Below are 21,835 nucleotides of genomic sequence, written 5' to 3' on the forward strand. Positions count from 1 at the left end.
TCGCTGCGCTCGTCCCACCGGCCTCCGGATCGGGCCTTACTGACGATGGTGGGGTGCATATGACCGCAGCCGGGGGCAAGTTACCGGTCTGTGACCATTACGGGCAAAATTTCTTCGGGCGACGTTGCTCCGAGTAGCGGGAAGATGACAGTTTATCGGGTATCGTGCCGCTTCCGCGGCCGGAATCACCGGGGTGTCGTGCCGCTTCCGCGGCCGGAATCACCGGGGGTCCGCGCCGATTCCAGTCACCGCGCGCCGTCAGCGGACCCGGATCAGGTGCTCGCTCGCCGGCAGCAGCTCGCCCACCACGGTGCCGCCGGGCACCTCGCCGGCGACCAGCAGGCCGCCGGAGGTCTGCGCGTCGGCCAGCAGCAGCCGCTCCCCCTCGCCGGCGCCGCCGAAGTCGGTCCACGGGGTGACCCACTCCAGGTTGCGGCGGGTGCCGCCGCTGACGTACCCGTCGCGCAACGCCTCCCGGGCCCCGGGCAGGTAGGGCACGGCCGCCGCGTCGATCGCCACGGTGAGCCGGCTGGCCCGGGCCAGCTTCGAGGCGTGCCCGAGCAACCCGAACCCGGTGACGTCGGTGCCGCACCGCACACCGGCGGCGATCGCCGCCCGGGCCGCGTCCCGGTTCAGCCGGGCCATCGAGGCGACCGCCTCCGGGAACCGCTCCCCGGTCCGCTTGTGCCGGGTGTTCAGCACGCCGACGCCGAGCGGCTTGGTCAGCGACAGCGGCAGGCCGGCCCGGCCGGCGTCCAGGGTGATCAGCTCCTCGGGGCGGACCACGCCGGTGACCGCGAGCCCGTACTTCGGGCCGTCGTCGTCCACGCTGTGCCCGCCGGCCAGGTGGCAGCCGGCCTCCCGGGCCACGTCCTGGCCGCCGCGCAGCACCTCGCGGGCCAGCTCGAGCGGCAGCACCTCCCGGGGCCAGCAGAGCAGGTTGAGCGCCACCAGCGGGGTGCCGCCCATGGCGTACACGTCGGAGAGGGCGTTGGCCGCGGCGATCCGGCCCCAGTCGTACGGGTCGTCCACCACCGGCGTGAAGAAGTCCGCGGTGCTGACCAGGCCGGTCCGCTCGTCGAGCCGGACCACCGCGGCATCGTCGCCGTGCTCCAGTCCGACCAGGAGGTCGGCGGCGCCGGTGGCCGGGCCGAGGCCGTCGACCATCGCCTCCAGCTCGCCCGGCGGGATCTTGCAGGCGCAGCCGCCGCCACGGGCGTAATCGGTCAAGCGGAGCACGTCGGCCATCCCCTCATGATCTCCGCAGGGTGCGGGCTGCGCCACTCGGACGGGCCGAACGGTGACAAGATTCGGACGCGGCGGCACGCCGGTGACCGGTGTTACCGCTCCGTGACCATTCGAGTTGCATTCCGCCACGTCACGCCGCCTACAGTTGCCCAAACCGGGGGTCGACCGACCCCGCATTCCGGACGGACGACAGGGACGGTGGAGGACGTGACGACCGGCGAACCGCTCATCGTGCTGGACGGGGTCAACAAGTGGTTCGGCCCGCTGCACGTGCTGGACGACGTGTCGCTCTCCGTCGGCCGGGGCGAGGTGGTCGTGGTGATCGGCCCGTCCGGTTCCGGCAAGTCGACGCTGTGCCGGACGATCAACCGGCTGGAGCCGATCAACTCGGGCACCATCACGTTCGACGGCACCCCGCTGCCCGCCGAGGGCAAGGCCCTGGCCAAGCTGCGCAGCGAGGTCGGCATGGTCTTCCAGTCGTTCAACCTCTTCGCGCACAAGACCATCCTGGAGAACGTCACCCTCGGCCCGATCAAGGTCCGCAAGGAGAAGCCGGCCGCCGTCCGCGAGCGCGGCCTGGCCCTGCTGGACCGGGTCGGCATCGCCAACCAGGCGGACAAGTACCCGGCGCAGCTCTCCGGCGGCCAGCAGCAGCGGGCGGCGATCGCCCGCGCCCTGGCCATGCAGCCCAAGGCGATGCTCTTCGACGAGCCGACCAGCGCGCTGGACCCGGAGATGGTCGGCGAGGTGCTGGACGTGATGACCTCGCTGGCCCGCGACGGCATGACCATGGTCGTGGTCACCCACGAGATGGGCTTCGCCCGGCACGCGGCGAACCGGGTCGTCTTCATGGCCGACGGCCAACTGGTGGAGGAGGCCCCGCCGGCCGAGTTCTTCGCGAACCCGCGCAGCGAGCGGGCCAAGGACTTCCTCTCCAAGATCCTCACCCACTGAGCGTCCGTAGTGGAGCGCGCCGTCCCCCGGTGGGCTCCGTCGAAGAAGGAGATGAGTATGCGTTTCAAGCGCGTGGCCGCGGTCGCCGCGGCGGCGACCCTGGCGCTGGGCATGGCCGCCTGCGGCGGTGACGACAGCGACGAGGGCACCGGCGCGGGCAGCAAGTCCTTCGCCGCCGGCAGCACCATGGAGCGGCTGAACAAGGCGCAGAAGATCAAGGTCGGCACCAAGTTCGACCAGCCGGGCTTCGGTCAGAAGGGCCTGTCGGGCAAGCCGGAGGGCTTCGACGTCGAGATCGCCAAGATCATCGTCAAGGAACTCGGCATCCCCGAGGACAAGATCGAGTACGTCGAGACCCCGTCCAAGGTCCGCGAGGACGTGATCGTCAACGGCACCGTCGACCTGGTCGCCGCGACCTACACGATCAACGACAAGCGCAAGGAGCGCATCGCCTTCGCCGGGCCGTACTACGAGGCCGGCCAGAACATCATGGTCCGCAAGGACGACACCAGCATCACCGGCCCGGACTCGTTCAAGGACGGCACCAAGAAGGTCTGCTCGGTGACCGGCTCCACGCCGATCGAGGAGATCAAGAAGTACGTCAAGGACGTCGCCACCCAGGTGGTGCCCTTCGACACCTACGACAAGTGCCGGGACGCCCTGAAGAGCGGCCAGGTCGACGCGGTCACCACGGACAACGTGATCCTGCTCGGCTACATCGCCAAGGACGAGGCCTCCTTCAAGATGGCCGGCGACAACTTCACCAAGGAGCCGTACGGCATCGGTGTCAAGAAGGAGGACACCGACTTCCGTAACTTCATCAACGACGTCCTGGAGAAGGCCATGCAGGACGGCCGCTGGAAGAAGGCCTGGGACGACACCGCCGGCAAGTTCGGCGCCACCCTGGGCGACGCTCCGACGATCAACCGCTACTGATCCGACCTGATCTGGAGGGTGGGGAGGAAACCGACCCGTGAGTGTGCTCATCGACAAGTTCGACGTCTTCGCGGGTGGATTCTGGCTCACCCTCCAGATTTGCTTTCTCGCCGCGATCGGCGCCCTGATCCTGGGCGCCGTCGTGGCGGTGCTGCGGATCTCCCCGGTGCCACCGCTGCGCGCGCTCGGCACCGCCTACGTGACCGTCTTCCGGAACCTGCCGCTGACCGTGGTGATGTTCTTCGCCGCGTTCGGCCTGCCCGCGCTCGGCTCCAACGCCAACTTCCTGCGCATCCCGGGCCTGGACGCGGTCTTCAGCCGGCTCGGCACCGACCTGCCGTACTTCCGGTTCGCCCTGATCGCGCTGTCGCTCTACACGGCGGCGTTCGTCTGCGAGGCGCTGCGCTCCGGGGTGAACGCGGTGCCCCCGGGACAGGCCGAGGCCGCCCGTTCGCTCGGCCTCACCTTCGGCCAGAACCTGCGGTACGTGGTGCTGCCGCAGTCCTGGAAGGCGTCGATCGTGCCGCTCGGCTCGGTCATCATCGCGATGATCAAGAACTCCGCGCTGGTCGGCTTCTTCGGCGTCATCGGTGACCTGTCCCAGACCGCCGACCAGCTCACCTCGGCCGGCGGCTACGCCTTCATCCCGGTCGCCATCGGCATCTCCGTCGGATACCTGATCATGACGGTGCCGCTGGGCGCCCTCCTCGACCGGATCGAGAAGCGACAGGCGGTGGCCCGGTGAGCCAGCAGAACAGCGTCCTCTACGACGTCCCCGGCCCCCGGCAGCGGCGGATCACGCTGGTCAGCAGCCTGATCGCCACGGTCGTGGTGCTCATCGGGGCGTACCTCCTGATCTACCGGCCGCTGGCCGACAAGGGCCAGTTCTCGATGGAGCTGTGGGGTCCGCTGATCGACCCCTCGAACGAGAACTTCACCCAGGTCTGGGACCGCCTTGGCGTCGGCCTGAAGCACACCCTGACCGCCGCCGCCCTGGCGATCCTCTCCTCGCTGGTCGTCGGCACCCTGCTCGCCGTGCTGCGGATCCAGCTCAAGAGCCTCACCCGGCGGCGCTTCACCGGGCTGGCCACGCCGCTGGCGTACCTGCTGCGTGGGCTGAGCGTGCTGCTGTCCGCGGTGACCCGGGTCTGCGTGGAGGTGTTCCGGGGGCTGCCCGTCGTCATCACGATCTTCTTCGTGGCGCGCGGCTTCCCCGAGTTCGGCGTCTCGTTCGACAACCTCTGGTACCTGGTCATCGGTCTGACCGTCTACAACTCGGTGGTCATCGCCGAGATCCTCCGCTCCGGCATGGAGGGGCTGCCCGGCGGGCAGGCGGAGGCCGCCGCCGCGATCGGCCTCTCCCCCGCGCAGACCACCCGGATGATCCTGCTGCCGCAGGCGTTCCGGATCATGCTCCCGGCGCTGATCAGCCAGCTCGTCGTGGTGCTCAAGGACACCTCGCTCGGCTTCATCATCAGCTACGAGGAGACGCTCAACATCGGCAAGCAGATCATCGGCGTGCTGGGCAATCCGATCCAGGTGTACGCGGTGATCGCGGTGCTGTTCATCGCGGTGAACTACTCGCTGTCGAAGCTGGCGCAGTTCGTCCAGCACCGGCTCTCCCGCGGTCGCAAGACCGCCGGCACCCCGGCGCAGCAGGCCCCGGCCACCGCCCTCATCTCCCAGGCCGAGGGTGCCGGCGGCAACTGATCCACCCCTGACGGCACGAGGGCCGGTCCGGACCTCCGGACCGGCCCTCGTCGTACCGTCATCGGTGACCCTGCCGCCCCCGAGGGGCCCGGCTCAGCGGGCGATCTCGGTGACCCGGGACTCGCGGACCACGGTGACCCGGATCTGACCGGGGTAGGTCAGCTCCTCCTCGATCTGCTTGGCCACGTCCCGGGCCAGCACCGCCGCGCCGATGTCGTCGACGTCCTCCGGCTTGACCATCACCCGGATCTCGCGGCCCGCCTGCATGGCGAAGACCTTCTCCACACCGAGCTTGCCGGCCGCGATCTCCTCGATCCGCTCCAGCCGCTTCACGTACGCCTCGAGGCTCTCCCGCCGCGCACCCGGGCGGCCACCCGAGCAGGCGTCGGAGGCCTGGGTGAGCACGGCCTCGATGGTCTGCGGCGGCACCTCGTTGTGGTGTGCCTCGATGGCGTGCACCACGTCCTCGCTCTCGCCGTACTTGCGGGCCAGGTCGGCGCCGATGATGGCGTGGCTCCCCTCCACCTCGTGGGTGAGCGCCTTGCCGATGTCGTGCAGGAACGCGCAGCGCTTGATGGTGGGCACGTCCAGCCGCAGCTCGGCGGCCATGATGCCGGCGATGTGCGCGGTCTCCACCAGGTGCTTGAGCACGTTCTGCCCGTACGAGGTGCGGTAGCGCAGCCGGCCGAGCAGGGTGACCAGCTCCGGGTGGATCTCGGTGATGCCGACCTCGACCAGGGCGTCCTCGGCGGCCCGGTGGCAGAGTTCCTCCACCTCGTGCCGGGCCAGGTCGTAGACCTCCTCGATCCGGTGCGGGTGGATCCGGCCGTCCAGCACCAGCTTCTCCAGGGTGAGCCGGCCGACCTCCCGGCGTACCGGGTCGAAGCAGGAGAGCAGCACCGCCTCGGGGGTGTCGTCGATGATCAGATTGACCCCGGTAACCGACTCGAAGGCGCGGATGTTGCGGCCCTCCCGGCCGATGATCCGCCCCTTCATCTCGTCGCCCGGCAGGTGCAGAACGCTGACCACGCTCTCCGCGGTCTGCTCGCTGGCGACCCGCTGGATGGCGTCCACCACGATGTGCCGGGCCCGCTGCTCGGCGGTGCTCCGGGCGTCCGCCTCGATGTCCCGGACCAGCAGCGCGGCCTCCCGCTTGGCCTGGCCCTCGATCGACTCGACCAGCTCGGTACGGGCCACCTCGGCGGTCAGCCCGGCCACCCGCTCCAGCTCGCGGCGGCGCTGCTCCTCCACCTCGGCGAGGGCCTGCTCCCGCTCGACCAGGGCGGCCTCGCGGGCGGCCAGGGCGGCGCTGGCGGCGGTGAGCTGCCGCTCCCGCTCGGCGAGCCGCTCCACCTCCTCGGTGTGCAGCCGTTCCCGCTCGTCCATCCGGGCGGCCCGGCGCTCCACCTCGGCCGCCTGCTCGCGGGTGGTCGCCGCGAGCACCGCCACCTCCCGCTCGCCGCTGCGCCGGGCGGCGGTACGCAACTGCTCGGCGTCCGCCTCGGCCTGCCTGTGTGCCCGCTCCAGCACGGTGTCGGCCTCGGCACGGGCGTCGTCGAGGACCCGGCGGGCCTCGGCCCGGGCCGCCTTCGCCTCGGCCTTGGCGGCGGCCGCCTCGGCGCGGGCCGCGGCGGCGGCCGACTTCGCCACGTCGATGGTGCTGTTCGCCTCGTCGGCGGCGCTGCGCAGGGCGGCCAGGGACTGCTCCTGCCGGTCCTTCTCGGCGATGAAGGCCGGGTCCTCGGGGGCGGGCGCCAGGCTGATCCGGCGCAGCGTACGCACCCCGAACACCACGGCGCCGACCACCACGACGGTGAGGATCAGCACCACCACCAGGAGGACCACGTCGAAGCCCCTCATGCCGCCGCTCCCAGCGGACGGCACGACCGGCGTTCCGCGGTGGCCAGCCCGGCCCGGAAACCGGCGACCGGCCCAGGGCGGGGCCGACGAGGCCGGGGGCGGCCGGCTGCTCCGGACGTCCTGGCCGGATGCGGGCTCGACACGGGTCTGGCACGGCCGGGGCCGTCGTGGCCTGGCGAGGAGCGACCGGCAGCGCGTGGAAGACCACCGGTGAACCTCTGCCGCCCCGTCATGGCCGCCTCCCCTGAACGTCGCGCCGCAGCGGTCGTGCCGAAGGCACGCACCTGCGACTCCGGACGCCCGACCGAGCGGCTGGCCGTGGGTAGCGTTCCGTCGACGGTGCCCACGGAGGGGCACCGCCGACAACCGGTTGCAGTTGTCGGTCGGCTCCGGACCGGCCGTCCGGAGCTGCCGTCAAAGGCCGGTGACGCTGGCCAAAGTGATGCTGTTCTGTTACGCGATCTATGTTGTGCGCTTAGCCTGCGCTGGTCGGGCAAAGTGAGCCTGTATGGCGAGGCTAGGTCTCCGAGGGCGGTTCGGTCAAGAACTCATGATCAAACCACCCGGACGGAGAGAAGTTGTCGAGTCACCCTACGTTGACCAGATGCCGGACACGGCCGGACAAACCTCGCGACCCACCGATCCTTCATCGCCTTCCCGGCCTGATCAGAGCCCTCACGCCACCAACCACCCGGCACCGACGCGGCGGCCCACCCCGCGGCCCGGGGGCACATCGCAACTTCCCCGAAAGTGTTGCTTCCGATCGACGGCCAAGCCGCAATGTCGGCGACCCTCGACGTGATGGCCGGGCGGGTGCCGTGGGCGCCGGGGCGGACGGTCAGTGGGCGCCGAGGGCCTGCGCGGCGGCCACCAGGGCGGCGTTGTCCGGCGCGACAGAGCCGTCCGGCAGGACCAGCGTGTCCTCCAGGCCGATCCGGGTGGCCAGGCCCCGGCGTACCGCCTCGACGAGCACCGGCCAGGTGGCCGAGCCCTCCCCGTGCAGCAGCACCGGCGGGCCGCCGGCGGGCAGGGCGGCGAGGATGGCGGCGGCGTCGGCCACGGACCGCTCGGGTTCCTCCGTGAGGCACTCGACGAGGATCCGGCCGACCGGCACCGACCAGCGACGCCAGGCGTCGACCGCGGGCTCGGTCCAGAGGCCCGCCTCCACCATGACGCCCCGCTCGTGCAGGGCGGCGGCGACCGCCGCCGCACCCGGCTCGTGGGCGTTGACCGAGGCGAAGTCGGGCAGCACCGTCCAGGACCGGACGGCGGCGACCCGGGCGACCGGATCGGGCGTGATCCACGCACCGGTGCTCACCCCGACCGGCAGGCCGGGCCGGGCGGCCCGGATCGCGGTGACCACCCCGGCGATCACCGCCGGGTCGAGGGATTCGTCGCCGGCTGCGTCACGCGGGTGCACGTGCACCGCCGCGACCCCCGCCGCGGCGCACCGGGCGGCGTCGGCGGCCAGCTCGGCCGGGGTGACCGGCACCGCGGGGTGCTCGTCCCGCCGCCGACCGCCGTTGAGACAGGCCTTCAACACCCGGCCATCATGGCCCGCCCACCGGCAGCCCGCGCGCCCAGACCGCCGCCCGCCCCGCTGCGGAGGTACCGCAGCCCGCCCCTTCCCCGTCCCGGAATGCCCCGTCCGGCCGGCGCCGGCGCTACAGCGGACACGGGATGCGGAGATCCGGGCCGTCCCCCCGCCAGGAAGGACCGACCTACCGCAATCCGCGGGAGGCCCGGCCCCGGCCCATGCGGGGGCGGGACCGGGCCCGGCCCGGGAGGGGCCCGGGTCGGGCCCGAGCGGGCCGTTCAGTCGAAGGGGCGTTGGTCGCGGTCCAGGTCGTTCTCGGCGTCGGCGAGGGCGTCGGCGTCGATGTGCTCGGCGAACTCGGCCGCCTCGGCGCTCTGCGCGGCGAGGGCGTCCTTCACCGCCCGAATCGCCACGCCGGGCGGGTAGCCCTTGCGGGCCAGCATGCCCACCAGGCGGCGGAACACCGCGTCGGGATCGCCGCGCGCCGAGCGCAGCTTCCGCTCGACCAGGGCCCGCGCGGTGTCGGCCTCGGTCTCCTCGTCCAGCTCGCCGAGGGCCTCGCTGGCCACGTCACCGTCGACGCCGCGCTGGCGCAGCTCGTTGGCGAGCGCCCGCCGGGCCAGCCCTCGGCCGGTGTGCCGGCTGCTGACCCAGGCCCGGGCGAAGGCCGCGTCGTCGATGATGCCGACCTCGTCGTACCGGTCGAGGACCCCGGCGGCGACCTCCTCGGAGATGCCCCGTCTGGCCAGGGCCTTGGCCAACTCGGCCCGGGTACGCGGGCGGACCGCGAGCTGCCGCAGACAGATCTCCCGGGCCACCTCGGCCTCGTCGCGCGGCGGAGTCGCCTCGGAATCGGGCTCCTCCGCGCGACCACGACGACCTCGGCGGGGCCGGGGGGTGGGGTTGGCGTCACCCGCGCGGGGCGGACTGGCGTCCCAGCCGCGCCCCGTACGGGCACGTCGTCCTGCCACGGATCAGCGGATCAGAAGTCGACCGGCGGCAGCTCCGGGCCGCCGGCGGCGTCGCCCGCGCCGGTGCCGACGCCGAGCTTCTCCAGGATCTTCTTCTCGATCTCGGCCGCCACGTCCGGGTTCTCCCGGAGGAACTCGCGGGCCTTCTCCTTGCCCTGGCCGAGCTGGTCGCCGTCGTAGGTGTACCAGGCGCCGGACTTGCGGATGATCGCCTGCTCCACGCCGACGTCGATCAGCGAGCCCTCGCGGGAGATGCCCTTGCCGTACATGATGTCGAACTCGGCCTGCTTGAACGGCGCCGCGACCTTGTTCTTCACGACCTTGACCCGGGTCCGGTTACCGACCACGTCGGTGCCGTCCTTGAGGCTCTCGATGCGCCGCACGTCGAGCCGGACCGAGGCGTAGAACTTCAACGCCCGCCCACCCGTGGTCGTCTCGGGGCTGTTGTGCACCATGACCCCGTCGACGAAGTAGTTGTGGTTGCCCTCAACCTCGATGTCGAACCGGTTCATCGAGCGGGTCTTCGGCTTGACTCGGACATCGATGATCCGTGCCGGCACCGGCATCAGCTCCGCTGGGACGAACTGCGGCTCGACGGCACACTGGCCTCGGAAGCGCGGCAGCAGCTTGGCCTCCATCGCCGCCGGCACGTAGGGAGCGATCAGCTCCTGGAACCTCGCCGACGCCTCCGTAGTGAAGATGATCGACGCCGTCTGCCGAGCGCCCCGGGAGACCAGCTTCACGTCCATCCCGTACGCGTCGCGCAGATGCGCCACCAGACGGTCGCGGCTGCCCTCCGCCATCGCCTCGACGCAGATCTCGATTCGGCCGGACCCGCCGGCCGTACGCTCCTGCAGGCCCTTCGAACGGACAGTGAAGCAGCCGTCGTCCATGTACCACACTGCGAGGGCGAGAGGAGTCAGCGCCTTGAGGTAGTCCCAGCTGAGGTGCTTCTTGCCGTCGCCCAGGTAGACCGCGCGGCGCAGCTCGTCCAGCTCAGGCAGCGGGGTGAAATCGACGAAGGCCGCGCCCCGGGCGTCGGTACGCCGGGAGTGGGCGATGTTGCCCAGCAGCGAGACCTTCCAGTCGACGTAGTCGACCTGCTGTGCGCCGTGACCGAGACGGAAGCGGACACCGGAGCGATCCTGACGGTTCGGCGAGAGGGCACCGTCGCCCATCAGCGAGCCGAGGACGACCTGCCACTGCTGCTCGCTGAGGCGGCGTGACTCGGCGAGCATCACCCGGTCACCGGCGATCAACTCGCCCGCCTCCCGCCAGCCGCCCGGAGTGCGCACCAGGTGGTTCGCGGTGGCGGCGAACTGCGCCCGCCCGTTGCCGCCCGACTTGGCGACGGTGAACTGGAGGAACTGCTCCGCAGGACCGTTGTTGAACCAGTTCGTGATCCGCTTCGGCTCCACCCGGTCGGTCTCCGGGTTGTAGGAGAGAACCTCGACGTCCATCCGCTGGTTGACGATCTTGCCGATCTTCTCCTGCGTGCCGTCGGCCAGGGTGACCCGGGTCGAGTACGACATGCAGCCAAACATGACGCCGATCTTTTCCCGCAGCTGGTTGATGAAGATCGCGGTGGTGCCGGTGTTGTTGAGCACACCGGTGATCTTCCGGAGCGCCTGGCTCATCAGCCGGGCCTGGAGACCCACGTGGCTGTCGCCCATCTCGCCCTCGATCTCGGCGCGCGGCACCAGGGCCGCCACCGAGTCGATCACGATGATGTCGATCGCGCCGGAGCGGACCAGCATGTCGGCGATCTCCAGCGCCTGCTCGCCGGTGTCCGGCTGGGAGACCAGCAGGGCGTCGGTGTCGACGCCGAGGGCCTTCGCGTACTCCGGGTCGAGCGCGTGCTCGGCGTCGATGAAGGCGGCGATGCCGCCGGCCCGCTGGGCGTTGGCCACCGCGTGCAGGGCGACCGTGGTCTTACCGCTGGACTCCGGGCCGTAGATCTCGACGACCCGGCCGCGGGGCAGACCGCCCACGCCGAGCGCCACGTCGAGCGCGATGGAGCTGGTCGGGATGACGGCGGTCTGCACGACCGGCCGCTCCCCGAGCCGCATCACCGAACCCTTGCCGAACTGCTTGTCGATCTGAGCGAGAGCAAGGTCGAGCGCCTTCTCCCGGTCCGGCCCTGCCGCCATCGTTGCCACCCCTGCCTTCGCCGGCGTCTTACCTGAGCTTCGCGTCACGCGGGACACGCTAGGCGCTGGGTCCGACAGAAAACCAGCCGACGGGCCGCGAGCTGTGGACGAGCACCCCGCTGTGGACAATAGCCGAACAGGTGTACGACTCGACAAGCGACACGCCGAAGTAGCGGAAGCGCTGCTCAGCGCAGCCGGGCGGGAACCCGGTCGGGATAGGCGGCGACCACCGCCCGCCACACCACGTGGGTCTCCGTACCCGCCTTCAGTGCCTGCTCGATGGTCCGCCCGCCGAGCTGGGACAGCACCTGGTCGCTGGCGATGCTGGCCGCGTAGCCCGGCCCGAACGCCTCCTCCAGCCGGGCCCAGAAGTCGGTCAGCCGCACGATCAGTCCTCCTTGTCGGGCACCCCGGCGGGCACCGGACGCAACGCTAGCGCCACCAGGGGCACGGTCGCGATCGCCGCGAGCAGGGTGAGCGTGGGATAACCGGCCATCCGCATGACAAACCCGCTGAGTGCCGCGGCAGCCGCGCCGGCCAGCCCCATGATCAGGTCGGAGAACCCCTGCACGGCCGGCCGCACGGCGGTCGGCACCGACTCCGACAGCAGCGTGGAACCGGCCACCATGGTGCCCGACCAGCCCAGCCCGAGCAGCGTCAGACCGACGGAGAGCCCCGGCGTGTGGTGTCCGGCCGTACCGGCGATCGCGCAGGCGGCCAGCAGCACCACGATCCCGCCGAGGATCACCGCCCGCCGGCCGAGCCGGTCGGTCAGCCAACCCACCACCGGCGAGAGCGCGTACATCCCGGCGATGTGCAGGCTCAGCACGATGCCGACCACCCGCAGCACGTCGGCGTCGTGGTGGAACTCACCGAGCCGTACCGGGGTCATCGACATCACCGCGACCATCACCACGTGGCCCACCGCCACGGCGGCGATCCCGAGGCGAGCGGCGGGCAGCCGGCGTACCGTCTGCCACGCCAGGCGCATGCCCGCGCCGCGCCGGGCCGCCACGGCCGGCTCGGCCGGCGGCGCGTCGGCCGCCGCGAGGCGGCGCGCGGTGAGCAGCGGGTCGGGCCGCAGCAGGATCAGCAGTACGACCGCGGCCAGCACGAACGCGGTCGCGCTGAACGCGAACGGGCCGGCCAGCGGCGGCAGGCCCCAGCCGTTGGTGGTGTGGTCGGCGAGCGCGGCGAAGTTCGGCGCCGCCACCGCGCCGATGGTGGTGGCCCAGACGATCAGCGAGAGCTGCCGGCCGCGGCGGGCCGGTTCGGCCAGGTCGACGGCGGTGTAGCGGGCCTGGAGGTTGGCTGCGGTGCCGCCGCCGAAGAACAGCATGCCGAGAAAGAGCAGCGGCACCCAGCGGGTGACCGCGGCGAGCACCACCAGCACGCCCCCGACCGCCCCGGCCAGGTACGCCACCGCGAGGCCCGGCCGGCGGCCGTGCCCGGTCATGATCCGGGTGACCGGTACGGCCAGCAGCGCCCCGCCGACCACGGCGGCGCTCTGCGCGAGGCCGGCCACGGCGGTGCCGGCGATCCGGGCGGCGAGCAGCGCGCCCACGGCGATGCCGATGGTGACCCCGATACCGCCGATGATCTGGGTCACGAAGAGCAGGCGCAGCGTCCGCCGTTGGATCGGCGCGACGTCGGGCCGGGTGAGGGCCGGAGCGGTGAGGTCGGTGGCCATGCGGGTTTCTCCTCGGTAAGGGGCGACCCATCCTCGCGCACCGGACCCGCCCGGCTCCACCCCGTTCCGCTACAGGCCCAGCCCGCGGCCGATGATCTCCTTCATGATCTCGGTCGTGCCGCCGTAGATGGTCTGCACCCGGCCGTCCAGCCAGGCCTTCGCCACCGGGTACTCGAGCATGAAGCCGTAGCCGCCGTGCAGTTGGAGGCAGCGGTCGGCGACCTTGTTCTGGAGCTCGGTGGTCCACCACTTGGCCTTCGCCGCGTCGGTGACCGAGAGCCGGCCGGCGTTGAACTCGGCGACGCAGTGGTTGACGAAGGTCCGCGCGATGGTGACCTCGGTGTCCAGCTCCGCCAGGAGGAAGCGGTTGTGCTGGAACTTCCCGATCGGCCGGCCGAACGCCTCCCGGGAGCGGGCGTGGTCGAGGGTGAGCGCGAGCAGCTTCTCGCAGGCCGCCACGGCGGCGACGGCGATGCTCAGCCGCTCCCGGGGCAGGTTGCCCATCAGGTGGTAGAAGCCGTGGTTCTCGGTGCCGATCAGGTGGTCCGCCGGCACCCGGCAGTCGTCGAAGAAGAGCTCGGCGGTGTCGTTGGCCTTCAGGCCCACCTTCGCCAGCCGGCGGCCCCGGCCGAAGCCGGGCGTCCCGGCCTCGACCACCACCAGGCTCACCCCGTGCGCGCCCTGGTCGGGCGCGGTCTTGGCGACCACCACGACGAGGTCGGCCAGCTCGCCGTTGGTGATGAAGGTCTTCTGCCCGTTGAGCACGTACGTGTCGCCGTCGCGGACCGCGGTGGTGCGGATCCCGGCCAGGTCGCTGCCGGCGCCGGGCTCGCTCATCGCGATGGCGGTGACCAGCTCCCCGGAGCAGAAGCCGGGCAGCCAGCGCTTGCGCTGGTCCTCCGTGGTCAGGTCGGTCAGGTACGGGGCCACCACGTCGTTGTGCAGCCCGAAGCCCAGCCCGGAGCAGCCGGCCGAGACGACCTCCTCGACCAGCACCGCGTTGAACCGGAAGTCCCGCTGGCCGCCACCGCCGTACTCCGGGTCGACGTCCATGCCGAGCAGCCCGGCCGCGCCGGCCTTGCGCCACACCGCGCGGTCGACGATCCCGTCGGCCTCCCACTGGGCGTGGTGCGGCACCGCCTCCCGGGCGAGGAACTCGCGGCACAGGTCCCGGAACTCTTCGTGGACGGGCTCGTAGAGATGCTGCTCCATGGCACGAGTCTGCCCGTCCGACCGGCGGCCGGGAAGAGCCGGACGGCCATCGGGTCTTGACGACGGTATCCGTTGCGGCTCTATTCTCACGACACGATTTCCGTGGACCCTAGTCCACCAGCACAACGTTAACCGTAGGACTGAGGAGCGCCCATGTCAGCCGGGCCCGCTACCCCCGCAGTCGCCCTCCGCGGCCTGCGCAAGTCGTTCGGTGCGGTGGAGGCGGTAGCCGACGTCGATCTGGAGATCGCCGACGGCGAGTTCTTCTCCATGCTCGGGCCGTCCGGCTCCGGCAAGACGACCGTGCTGCGCATGATCGCCGGCTTCGAGCCGCCGACCGCCGGGAGCGTCCTGCTCGGTGGGCGGGACGTCACCCGGCTCGCCCCGTTCGAGCGGGACGTCAACACCGTGTTCCAGGACTACGCGCTGTTCCCGCACATGACCGTGCGGCAGAACGTCGAGTACGGCCTGCGGGTGCGCCGGGTGGGCCGCGCCGAGCGGCGGGACCGGGCGGCGGAGGCGCTCCGGAGCGTACGGCTCGACGGGCTGGCCGACCGGCGGCCGGCCGCGCTCTCCGGCGGGCAGCGGCAGCGGGTCGCCCTGGCCCGCGCGCTGGTCGTCCGCCCGAAGGTGCTCCTGCTCGACGAGCCACTGGGCGCGCTGGACCTGAAGCTGCGCGAGCAGATGCAGGTCGAGTTGAAGGCGCTGCAACGGGAGGTCGGCATCACCTTCGTCTTCGTCACCCACGACCAGGAGGAGGCGCTCACCATGAGCGACCGGGTGGCGGTCTTCGAGCACGGCCGGATCGCCCAGGTGGGCACCCCGGCCGAGGTCTACGAGCGACCCGCCACCCCGTTCGTCGCCGGCTTCGTCGGCACCTCCAACCTGCTCGGTGGCGAGGCGGCCCGGGCGGTGCTCGGCCGCGAGGGAACCTTCTCCATCCGCCCGGAGAAGATCCGGCTGGACGGTTCCCCGCCGACCGCCGAGGAGACCTCCGCCGGCGGCCGGGTGGCCGAGGTCGTCTACGCCGGGGCGACCACCCGGTTCGTCGTCGACCTCGACGCCGGTGCCCGGCTCGTCGTGACGCAACAGAACCTGACCACCACCTCGGCCGACGTGGCGGCGCTGCGCGGCCGGCCGGTCCGCCTGGCCTGGCGCACCGAGCACGCCGTGGCCGTACCCGTCCCCGCCGTACCGACCCCCCTCCCGAAGGAGAGCGCACATGCGTACCGGTAGAACTCTGACCGCGCTCGCCGCGGTCGGCCTGCTCACCCTGGCCGGCTGCGGCGACGGCGGCACGAACGCCGGCGGTTCCGGCCCGGGCGGCATCAAGCCGCCCAAGATCGACAAGCTCGCGTCGCTGGGCGCCGGCGAGGGACAGGTCAACGTCGTCGCCTGGGCCGGGTACGTCGAGGACGGCTCCACCGACCCGAAGGTGGACTGGGTCACCGACTTCGAGAAGGAGACCGGCTGCCAGGTCAACGTCAAGGTCGCCGGCACCTCCGACGAGATGGTGACCCTGATGAAGACCGGCGAGTACGACGTGGTCTCCGCCTCCGGGGACGCCTCGCTGCGGCTGATCTACGGCGGCGACGTCGCCCCGGTCAACACCGACCTGATCGGCAACTACAAGGACGTCTTCGACGGGCTCAAGCTGAAGCAGTGGAACTCCGTGGACGGGGTGGCCTACGGCGTCCCGCACGGTCGTGGCGCGAACCTGCTGATGTACCGCACCGACGTGGTCAAGCCCGCCCCCACCTCCTGGGGCGCGGTGTTCGACGCGAACTCCCCCTACCGAGGGAAGATCACCGCGTACGACTCGCCGATCTACCTCGCCGACGCGGCGCTCTACCTGATGAAGCACCGGCCTGAGCTGGGCATCAAGAACCCGTACGCGCTGGACGACAAGCAGTTCGCCGCCGCCGTCGACCTGCTGAAGAAGCAGAACGAACTGGTCGGCGAGTACTGGTCGGACTACACCAAGGAGGTGCAGGCCTTCAAGGCCGGCAACTCGGTGCTCGGCACCACCTGGCAGGTGATCGCCAACCTGGCCGTCGCCGACAAGGCCCCGGTCGAGGCGATCCTGCCCGAGGAGGGAGCGACCGGCTGGTCCGATACCTGGATGGTCTCGGCGAAGGCGAAGCACCCGAACTGCGCGTACCGGTGGATGGACCACATCATCTCGCCGAAGGCCAACGCGGCGGTCGCCGAGTGGTTCGGCGAGGCACCGGCCAACAAGCTGGCCTGCGCACAGACCGCCGACAAAAACCACTGCGCGACCTACCACGCGGAGGACGAGGCCTACTTCGAGAAGGTCTGGTACTGGAACACCCCGGTGCAGCAGTGCCTGGACGGGCGTACCGACGTCAAGTGCAAGGACTACGCGGCCTGGACCCAGGCCTGGACCACGATCAAGGGCTGAGGTGGCCACCTCGACGCTCGACCGGCCCGCGGGTGGCGCCACCGCCGCCCGCGGGCCGGTCCGCCGGCTCTCGGCCTGGCTGCACCGGCACGCCGGGGTACGCCTCGCCGCCCTGCTGGCCGCCCCGCTGTTCTGGCTGGTGGTCGCCTACCTGGGCGCGCTGGCCGTGCTCTTCGTCTCGGCGCTGTGGACGGTGAACGGCTTCACCGGCGAGGTCGTCCGGCAGCCCACCCTGGACAACTTCCGCACCATCGTCACCGACGAGGTGTACCGCACGGTGGCGCTGCGCAGCGTCGGCGTGGCCGCCGCGGTGACCGTGATCGACACCCTGATCGCCCTGCCGATGGCCTTCTACATGGCCAAGGTCGCCAAGCCCCGGCACCGGCGCTGGCTGGTGGTCGCCATCCTCACCCCGCTCTGGGCCAGCTACCTGGTCAAGGCGTACGCCTGGCGGGTGCTGCTGGCCAACGGCGGGCCGGTGGACTGGCTGTTCGGCGGGCCGGGCAGCGGCCCCGGGTACGGGCTGGGCGCGACCGTGCTGGTGCTGGCCTACCTCTGGCTGCCGTACATGATCCTGCCGATCTACGCGGGCCTGGAGCGGCTGCCCGACTCGCTGCTGGAGGCGTCGGCGGACCTGGGCGCCCGGGCCGGCCGCACGTTCCGGGCGGTGGTGCTGCCGGTGGTCGTCCCGTCGGTCATCGCCGGCTCGATCTTCACCTTCTCGCTCTCGCTCGGTGACTACATCACGGTGCAGATCGTGGGCGGCAAGACGCAGCTCATCGGCAACCTCGTCTACGTGAACATCGGGGCGGCGAACAACCTGCCGTTCGCCGCCGCGCTGGCCACCATCCCGGTCCTGATCATGGTCGGCTACCTGGTCGCCGTGCGGCGGTCCGGAGCTCTGGAGGAGCTGTGACCCTCTCCCGGTCGGCACGCTGGCTGCTGCGCGGCGCGATGGCGCTCGGCCTCGCCTTCATCTACCTGCCGCTCTCCATCGTGCTGGTCAACTCGTTCAACGCCGACCGCACGTTCGCCTGGCCGCCGCCGCGCTGGACCACCGAATGGTGGGCGCGGGCCTGGGAGAACGCGGGCGCGCGGGAGGCGCTGTGGACGTCGGTCCAGGCGGGGCTCGGCGCGACCGCCATCGCGTTGCTGCTCGGCTCCCTGGTCGCCTTCGCCGTGCAGCGGTACCGGTTCTTCGGCCGCGAGACGGTGTCGCTGCTCGTCGTGCTGCCGATCGCGCTGCCCGGCATCGTCACCGGCATCGCCCTGGACACCGCGTTCCGCTCCGTGCTGGCGCCGTTCGGCATCGACAAGGGGCTCTTCTCGGTGATCGTCGGGCACGCGACGTTCTGCGTGGTGGTCGTCTACAACAACGTGCTGGCCCGGCTGCGCCGGTCCGGCGGCAACCTCCAGGAGGCGTCCGCCGACCTGGGGGCCGACGGGTGGCAGACCTTCCGGTACGTGACGTTCCCGGTGCTGCGCTCGGCGCTGCTGGCCGGCGGGCTGCTGGCGTTCGGGCTCTCCTTCGACGAGATCATCGTCACCACGTTCACCGCCGGCCCCGGGGTGCAGACCCTGCCGATCTGGATCTTCAGCAACCTGTTCCGGCCGAACCAGGCGCCGGTCATCAACGTGGTGGCCGCCGTCCTCATCGTCGCCTCGGTGGTGCCGATCTACCTGGCCCAGCGGCTCTCCGACACGGCCGGCGGCGGCCGCCTCTGACTCCTTGGGCGGGATCTCAGCCCCACCAGGTGGCGTCCGCGACCGGGACGAAGCCGAGCGAGTCGTACAGCGGGCGGCCGGCCCGGGCGGCGGTGAGCGTCATCGGCACGTCGCCGAAGCGGGCCAGCACCCCGTGCAGCAGGGCGCGACCCACGCCCCGCGACCGGTGCGCCGGCAGGCTGGTCATCCAGTAGAGGCCGACCCCCTCGTCCCGGACGGTCAGGCAGGCGCCGGCCGGCGTGGCACCCGGCCCGACGGCGCCCGCCTCGTCCCGGTGGACCAGGAAGAACCGGACCGCGGGCCGGTCCAGCAGGGCGGCCGGGAACGCCTGCGCCGGGCGGTACGGCTGGAAGCCCGCCAGCGGGAAGCCGTGCACCACCACGTCCTCGGCGACGGCGAGCTGGTCGGCGCGCTCGACCGGGGTGACCGGCAGCGCCGGGTCGGGCGCCGGCGCGGGGCGGCGGATCAGCACCGGCAGGGTGCGCGGGGTCAGGCCGAGCTCGGTGAGGTCCAGGCGGGCGTACTGGTCCTCGACGACCACCGGACCGGTCCGCCCGCGGACCAGCGCGGCCAGCTCGGCGCGGTCGTCCGGGGTCGGATCGGGCCGGCGCAGCAGGATCCGCAGCCCGGCGTGGGCGTCGCCCAGCACGGCCAGGAATCCCGGCCGGCGCAGCAGCCGGTGTCCCCGGCTCTCGGCGAGCGCGGTCCACATGGCCGCGGCGTTCCCGACGGACAGCTCGAGATCACTCGTCATGCCCCGACGCTATGGCCCCCGCCGCACGGCGGGCAGGTCCATTTCGCCGCCGCCGGGGTGGTCCGACCCGCCCCGATGGGCCACCATGGCGGGATGACCACGCTGACCGGACAACAGATCGCCGACGAGCAGCTGGCCGGCTGGACCTACCTGCTGGGGGCCCTGCAGACCCGGATCCGTACGCGGGACTTCGCGACCGGGCTGTCGATCGTGGACGCGATCGGGGCGGAGGCCGAGCGGATGGACCACCACCCGGATCTCGACCTGCGTTACGCCCACGTCGACGTCCGGCTCTGGTCGCACGACGCGCGCGGGGTCACCGACCGGGACGTGCGGCTGGCCCGGGCCATCTCGGCGATCGCCGCCGAGGCCGGGGCGCCCCTGGGCCACACCGGCGTCGCCCGGCTCGAACTCGCCCTGGACAGCCCGGACTTCGCCGCCGTGCTGCCGTTCTGGCGGGCGGTGCTCGCCACCGAGCATCTCGCCGGCCCAGGGTTCGGCGACGAGTTGCGCGACCCGGCCGGCACGCTGCCCACGGTGTGGTTCCAGAAGTCCGGCCGAAAGGAGCCCCGGCAGCGCTGGCACCCGGACGTGTGGGTGGACCCGGCCGAGGTACGGCCGCGCATCGACGCGGCCGTCGCCGCCGGCGGGACGCTGGTCAGCGACGCGGCGGCGCCGCACTTCTGGGTGCTGGCCGACCCGGACGGCAACCGGGTCTGCCTCTGCACCTGGCAGGGGCGCGACTGAGCGGTGGTCAGCGGGCCAGCGCGCGGGCGGCCACCTTCAGGTCCTTGACCAGCCCGTCGTACGCCACGTCCTGGTTGTCGGCGCGCAGCACCGCGGACGGGTGGATGGTGGCCAGCAGCCGGGCCTCCGGCGCGTCGGCCACCTTCCCGGCGCTGTCCACCGGCACCCGGGCGAAGTCCTCGGGGTGCTGGGCGGCGGCGGGCCAGGGCATCAGTTCGCCACGCTGCTTCGTCACCCGGAAGGCCGGGCCGAGCAGCGCCTTGGCGGCGGTGGCGCCGAGCACCACCACGATCTCCGGCCGGAGCCGGGCGAACTCGGCGACCAGCCAGGGCCGGCACGCGGTGATGTGCACCCGGTCCGGGGTCTGGTGGATCCGCCGCTTGCCGCGCAGCTCGAAGCGGAAGTGCTTCACGGCGTTGGTGATGTACACCCGGCCCGCGTCGATGCCGGCGTCGTCGACCGCCCGGCGCAGCACCCGGCCGGCCGGCCCGACGAAGGGCAGGCCCTGCTTGTCCTCCATGTCGCCGGGCTGCTCGCCGACGAACACCACCTGGGCGCTCTCGTCGCCCCGGCCGAAGACGGTCTGCGTGGCGTCGCGGTAGAGCTCGCAACCCCGGCAGTCGGTCGCGGCGCTGCGCAACTGGTCGATGGTGTCCGCCTGCGGCGGGATGAACTCCTGGGCTCCGGGCGCGCTCTCGGTCTCGGCCATGCCGACTTTATATACCGGTTTCGTGCTCGACGCCCGACCCGCGGGTCAGTACCCGCCGCCACCACCGCCGCGGGAGACCAGGGCGATCAACATGATCACCAGGATGATCACCACCACCGCCACGCCGATCCACAGACCCGTCCGGGACCCGTTCGAAGCCACGCCGCCCACCTCCCGGCCGGGCTTACCCGGGCGGGCGGTGGCCATGCGTCCCGGCTCAGGCGGTGAAGCCGGTGGCGGTGGGGCGGAGCGCGCGGGCGACGGCCCCGGCGAGCGGATCGAGGTCGGCCTGGTCGAGCGAGCTGACCGTGATCCGCACCCCCGGCCCGGCGGCGATCCGGTGCGGCGCGCCGGGGGCCACCGACCAGCCGGCGTCGCGCAGCGCCGTGACGGCCAAGGTCTCGTCGGGCACCGGGATCCAGACATTGATCCCGGTACGGCCGTGGGCGCTCACCCCGTGCGCCGCGAGCGCCTCGACCAGCCCGTCGCGGCGGCGCTCGTAGCTCTCCCCCGCGCGGCGCACCAGGTCGGCGGCGTCCGGGTCGCGCCAAAGCGCCAGGACCAGGCGTTGCAGCACGGTGGAGACCCAACCCGCGCCGACCCGCGCCCGCCCGGCCACCCGGGCCACCGTGGCCTCGTCGCCGGCCAGCACGGCGAGCCGCAGGTCCGGGCCGTAGGGCTTGCTCACCGACCGGACGAAGGCCCACGCCGGGGTCACCCCGGCGAGCGGGTGCAGGGGTACGCGGGCCAACTCGGCGGCGTGGTCGTCCTCGATCAGCAGCAGGTCGGCGCGGCCGGCGAGCAGCGTACGCAGGGCGTCGGCGCGCCCGGCGGAAACGGCGGCGCCGGTCGGGTTCTGGGCCCGGCTGGTGACGACCAGGGCGCGCGCCCCGGCGGCGAGGGCGGCCCGGACGCCCGGCTCGGTGGGGCCCTCCTCGTCGACGGGCACCCCGATCGCCCGCAGCCCGAGCGCGGCGACCAGATCGAGCAGGTTGGCCCAGCCGGGGTCCTCGACGGCGACCGCGTCGCCGGGGCGCAGGTGGGCGGCGAGCAGGCGCTCGATGCCGTCCAGCGCGCCCCCGGTCACGGTGATCTCCTCGGCCGGCACGCCGTCGGCGGCGAGCCGGTCGCGGGCGGCGGCGGCCAGTTCGGGCAGGACGGCGCTGGCCGCGTATCCGCCGGGGGGCCCGATCTCGGCGGCGAGCGCGGC

20 protein-coding genes and 2 pseudogenes are annotated in these 21,835 nt (G+C 72.3%); 9 read left to right on the forward strand and 13 right to left on the reverse strand.

Annotated elements, in window-relative coordinates:
- Positions 1–258: 258 nt before the first annotated feature.
- On the reverse strand, positions 259–1,248 hold the full coding sequence (selD, locus tag EFE23_RS01455; protein WP_123239025.1) for a selenide, water dikinase SelD: 990 nt from the start codon (positions 1,246–1,248) through the stop codon (positions 259–261).
- A 198-nt stretch (positions 1,249–1,446) separates the two neighbouring features.
- Between selD and EFE23_RS01460 the strand changes: the two genes are divergently transcribed.
- The 4 genes from EFE23_RS01460 to EFE23_RS01475 are packed head-to-tail and all read left to right on the forward strand — an operon-like array spanning position 1,447 to position 4,848.
- A complete protein-coding gene (locus EFE23_RS01460; protein WP_123239026.1) occupies positions 1,447–2,202 on the forward strand; it encodes an amino acid ABC transporter ATP-binding protein in 756 nt (251 codons plus the stop codon).
- A 57-nt stretch (positions 2,203–2,259) separates the two neighbouring features.
- Positions 2,260–3,138, forward strand: coding sequence for a glutamate ABC transporter substrate-binding protein (locus EFE23_RS01465; protein WP_123239027.1), 879 nt, complete (start codon positions 2,260–2,262; stop codon positions 3,136–3,138).
- A 37-nt stretch (positions 3,139–3,175) separates the two neighbouring features.
- Complete coding sequence (locus EFE23_RS01470) at positions 3,176–3,883, forward strand: amino acid ABC transporter permease (RefSeq protein WP_123239028.1); 708 nt, start codon at positions 3,176–3,178, stop codon at positions 3,881–3,883.
- Complete coding sequence (locus EFE23_RS01475) at positions 3,880–4,848, forward strand: amino acid ABC transporter permease (RefSeq protein ID WP_123239029.1); 969 nt, start codon at positions 3,880–3,882, stop codon at positions 4,846–4,848. Before EFE23_RS01470 ends, EFE23_RS01475 begins: the two co-directional genes overlap by 4 nt.
- Before the next feature lie 93 nt (positions 4,849–4,941).
- Here EFE23_RS01475 and rny read toward each other — a convergent pair whose 3' ends face one another.
- The 9 genes and pseudogenes from rny to EFE23_RS01510 form a co-directional block, all read right to left on the reverse strand.
- Positions 4,942–6,708 (reverse strand): ribonuclease Y, encoded by a 1,767-nt coding sequence (rny, locus tag EFE23_RS01480; RefSeq protein WP_123239030.1) that lies wholly within the window; start codon positions 6,706–6,708, stop codon positions 4,942–4,944.
- 838 nt (positions 6,709–7,546) lie between these two features.
- Complete coding sequence (locus tag EFE23_RS01485) at positions 7,547–8,251, reverse strand: 3-keto-5-aminohexanoate cleavage protein (RefSeq protein WP_123239031.1); 705 nt, start codon at positions 8,249–8,251, stop codon at positions 7,547–7,549.
- A 272-nt stretch (positions 8,252–8,523) separates the two neighbouring features.
- Positions 8,524–9,216 carry a regulatory protein RecX gene (locus tag EFE23_RS01490; protein ID WP_123239032.1) on the reverse strand — a complete coding sequence of 231 codons (693 nt, stop codon included), beginning with the start codon at positions 9,214–9,216 and terminating at the stop codon, positions 8,524–8,526.
- Between the two features lie 11 nt (positions 9,217–9,227).
- Entirely contained in the window at positions 9,228–9,728 is a 501-nt protein-coding gene (locus EFE23_RS29390; RefSeq protein ID WP_305034351.1) for a hypothetical protein, read from the reverse strand.
- A 171-nt stretch (positions 9,729–9,899) separates the two neighbouring features.
- Positions 9,900–10,454 (reverse strand): annotated as a pseudogene (locus EFE23_RS29665) (LAGLIDADG endonuclease); the annotation flags it as partial.
- Between the two features lie 60 nt (positions 10,455–10,514).
- A pseudogene (gene recA, locus EFE23_RS29400) lies at positions 10,515–11,366 on the reverse strand (recombinase RecA); the annotation flags it as partial.
- A 185-nt stretch (positions 11,367–11,551) separates the two neighbouring features.
- Positions 11,552–11,752, reverse strand: a complete 201-nt coding sequence (locus tag EFE23_RS01500) for a DUF3046 domain-containing protein (RefSeq protein WP_123239034.1) — start codon at positions 11,750–11,752, stop codon at positions 11,552–11,554.
- 2 nt (positions 11,753–11,754) lie between these two features.
- Positions 11,755–13,056, reverse strand: coding sequence for an MFS transporter (locus tag EFE23_RS01505; protein ID WP_123239035.1), 1,302 nt, complete (start codon positions 13,054–13,056; stop codon positions 11,755–11,757).
- A gap of 69 nt (positions 13,057–13,125) precedes the next feature.
- The gene (locus EFE23_RS01510) at positions 13,126–14,268 is read right to left on the reverse strand and encodes an acyl-CoA dehydrogenase family protein (RefSeq protein ID WP_123239036.1); all 1,143 of its coding nucleotides are present in this window, start codon (positions 14,266–14,268) and stop codon (positions 13,126–13,128) included.
- A 153-nt stretch (positions 14,269–14,421) separates the two neighbouring features.
- Here EFE23_RS01510 and EFE23_RS01515 point away from each other — a divergent pair, with 153 nt between their 5' ends.
- The 4 genes from EFE23_RS01515 to EFE23_RS01530 are packed head-to-tail and all read left to right on the forward strand — an operon-like array spanning position 14,422 to position 18,415.
- Entirely contained in the window at positions 14,422–15,504 is a 1,083-nt protein-coding gene (locus EFE23_RS01515) for an ABC transporter ATP-binding protein (protein ID WP_123239037.1), read from the forward strand.
- Entirely contained in the window at positions 15,491–16,690 is a 1,200-nt protein-coding gene (locus EFE23_RS01520) for an ABC transporter substrate-binding protein (RefSeq protein ID WP_123239038.1), read from the forward strand. The genes EFE23_RS01515 and EFE23_RS01520 overlap by 14 nt, the downstream gene beginning before the upstream one ends.
- Before the next feature lies 1 nt (position 16,691).
- Positions 16,692–17,606 (forward strand): ABC transporter permease, encoded by a 915-nt coding sequence (locus EFE23_RS01525; RefSeq protein ID WP_123239039.1) that lies wholly within the window; start codon positions 16,692–16,694, stop codon positions 17,604–17,606.
- The gene (locus EFE23_RS01530; RefSeq protein ID WP_123239040.1) at positions 17,603–18,415 is read left to right on the forward strand and encodes an ABC transporter permease; all 813 of its coding nucleotides are present in this window, start codon (positions 17,603–17,605) and stop codon (positions 18,413–18,415) included. Before EFE23_RS01525 ends, EFE23_RS01530 begins: the two co-directional genes overlap by 4 nt.
- A gap of 16 nt (positions 18,416–18,431) precedes the next feature.
- Here EFE23_RS01530 and EFE23_RS01535 read toward each other — a convergent pair whose 3' ends face one another.
- On the reverse strand, positions 18,432–19,169 hold the full coding sequence (locus tag EFE23_RS01535) for a GNAT family N-acetyltransferase (protein WP_123239041.1): 738 nt from the start codon (positions 19,167–19,169) through the stop codon (positions 18,432–18,434).
- 93 nt (positions 19,170–19,262) lie between these two features.
- On the opposite strand from EFE23_RS01535, the gene EFE23_RS01540 reads away from it, so the two are divergent.
- Positions 19,263–19,916, forward strand: coding sequence for a 4a-hydroxytetrahydrobiopterin dehydratase (locus tag EFE23_RS01540; protein ID WP_123239042.1), 654 nt, complete (start codon positions 19,263–19,265; stop codon positions 19,914–19,916).
- Between the two features lie 7 nt (positions 19,917–19,923).
- Here EFE23_RS01540 and EFE23_RS01545 read toward each other — a convergent pair whose 3' ends face one another.
- Together EFE23_RS01545 and EFE23_RS01550 are read right to left on the reverse strand one after the other, a co-directional pair.
- The gene (locus EFE23_RS01545; RefSeq protein ID WP_123239043.1) at positions 19,924–20,625 is read right to left on the reverse strand and encodes a UdgX family uracil-DNA binding protein; all 702 of its coding nucleotides are present in this window, start codon (positions 20,623–20,625) and stop codon (positions 19,924–19,926) included.
- 217 nt (positions 20,626–20,842) lie between these two features.
- Positions 20,843–21,835 (reverse strand): aminotransferase class I/II-fold pyridoxal phosphate-dependent enzyme (locus tag EFE23_RS01550; protein ID WP_123239044.1); only part of this gene is annotated, 993 nt, incomplete at its 5' end.

Origin of the sequence: Micromonospora solifontis (assembly GCF_003725545.1) — a bacterium.
In the GTDB taxonomy this organism is placed as follows: domain Bacteria; phylum Actinomycetota; class Actinomycetes; order Mycobacteriales; family Micromonosporaceae; genus Micromonospora; species Micromonospora solifontis.

What these genes read in the sequence shown, in the direction of transcription:
- selD (WP_123239025.1), bottom strand. Translation starts at nt 1,248, where the DNA reads ATGGCCGACGTGCTCCGCTTGACCGATTACGCCCGTGGCGGCGGCTGC.
- EFE23_RS01465 (WP_123239027.1), top strand. Translation starts at nt 2,260, where the DNA reads ATGCGTTTCAAGCGCGTGGCCGCGGTCGCCGCGGCGGCGACCCTGGCG.
- rny (WP_123239030.1), bottom strand. Translation starts at nt 6,708, where the DNA reads ATGAGGGGCTTCGACGTGGTCCTCCTGGTGGTGGTGCTGATCCTCACC.
- EFE23_RS29390 (WP_305034351.1), bottom strand. Translation starts at nt 9,728, where the DNA reads ATGAACCGGTTCGACATCGAGGTTGAGGGCAACCACAACTACTTCGTC.
- EFE23_RS01505 (WP_123239035.1), bottom strand. Translation starts at nt 13,056, where the DNA reads ATGGCCACCGACCTCACCGCTCCGGCCCTCACCCGGCCCGACGTCGCG.
- EFE23_RS01510 (WP_123239036.1), bottom strand. Translation starts at nt 14,268, where the DNA reads ATGGAGCAGCATCTCTACGAGCCCGTCCACGAAGAGTTCCGGGACCTG.
- EFE23_RS01515 (WP_123239037.1), top strand. Translation starts at nt 14,422, where the DNA reads ATGTCAGCCGGGCCCGCTACCCCCGCAGTCGCCCTCCGCGGCCTGCGC.
- EFE23_RS01520 (WP_123239038.1), top strand. Translation starts at nt 15,491, where the DNA reads ATGCGTACCGGTAGAACTCTGACCGCGCTCGCCGCGGTCGGCCTGCTC.
- EFE23_RS01535 (WP_123239041.1), bottom strand. Translation starts at nt 19,169, where the DNA reads ATGACGAGTGATCTCGAGCTGTCCGTCGGGAACGCCGCGGCCATGTGG.
- EFE23_RS01540 (WP_123239042.1), top strand. Translation starts at nt 19,263, where the DNA reads ATGACCACGCTGACCGGACAACAGATCGCCGACGAGCAGCTGGCCGGC.
- EFE23_RS01545 (WP_123239043.1), bottom strand. Translation starts at nt 20,625, where the DNA reads ATGGCCGAGACCGAGAGCGCGCCCGGAGCCCAGGAGTTCATCCCGCCG.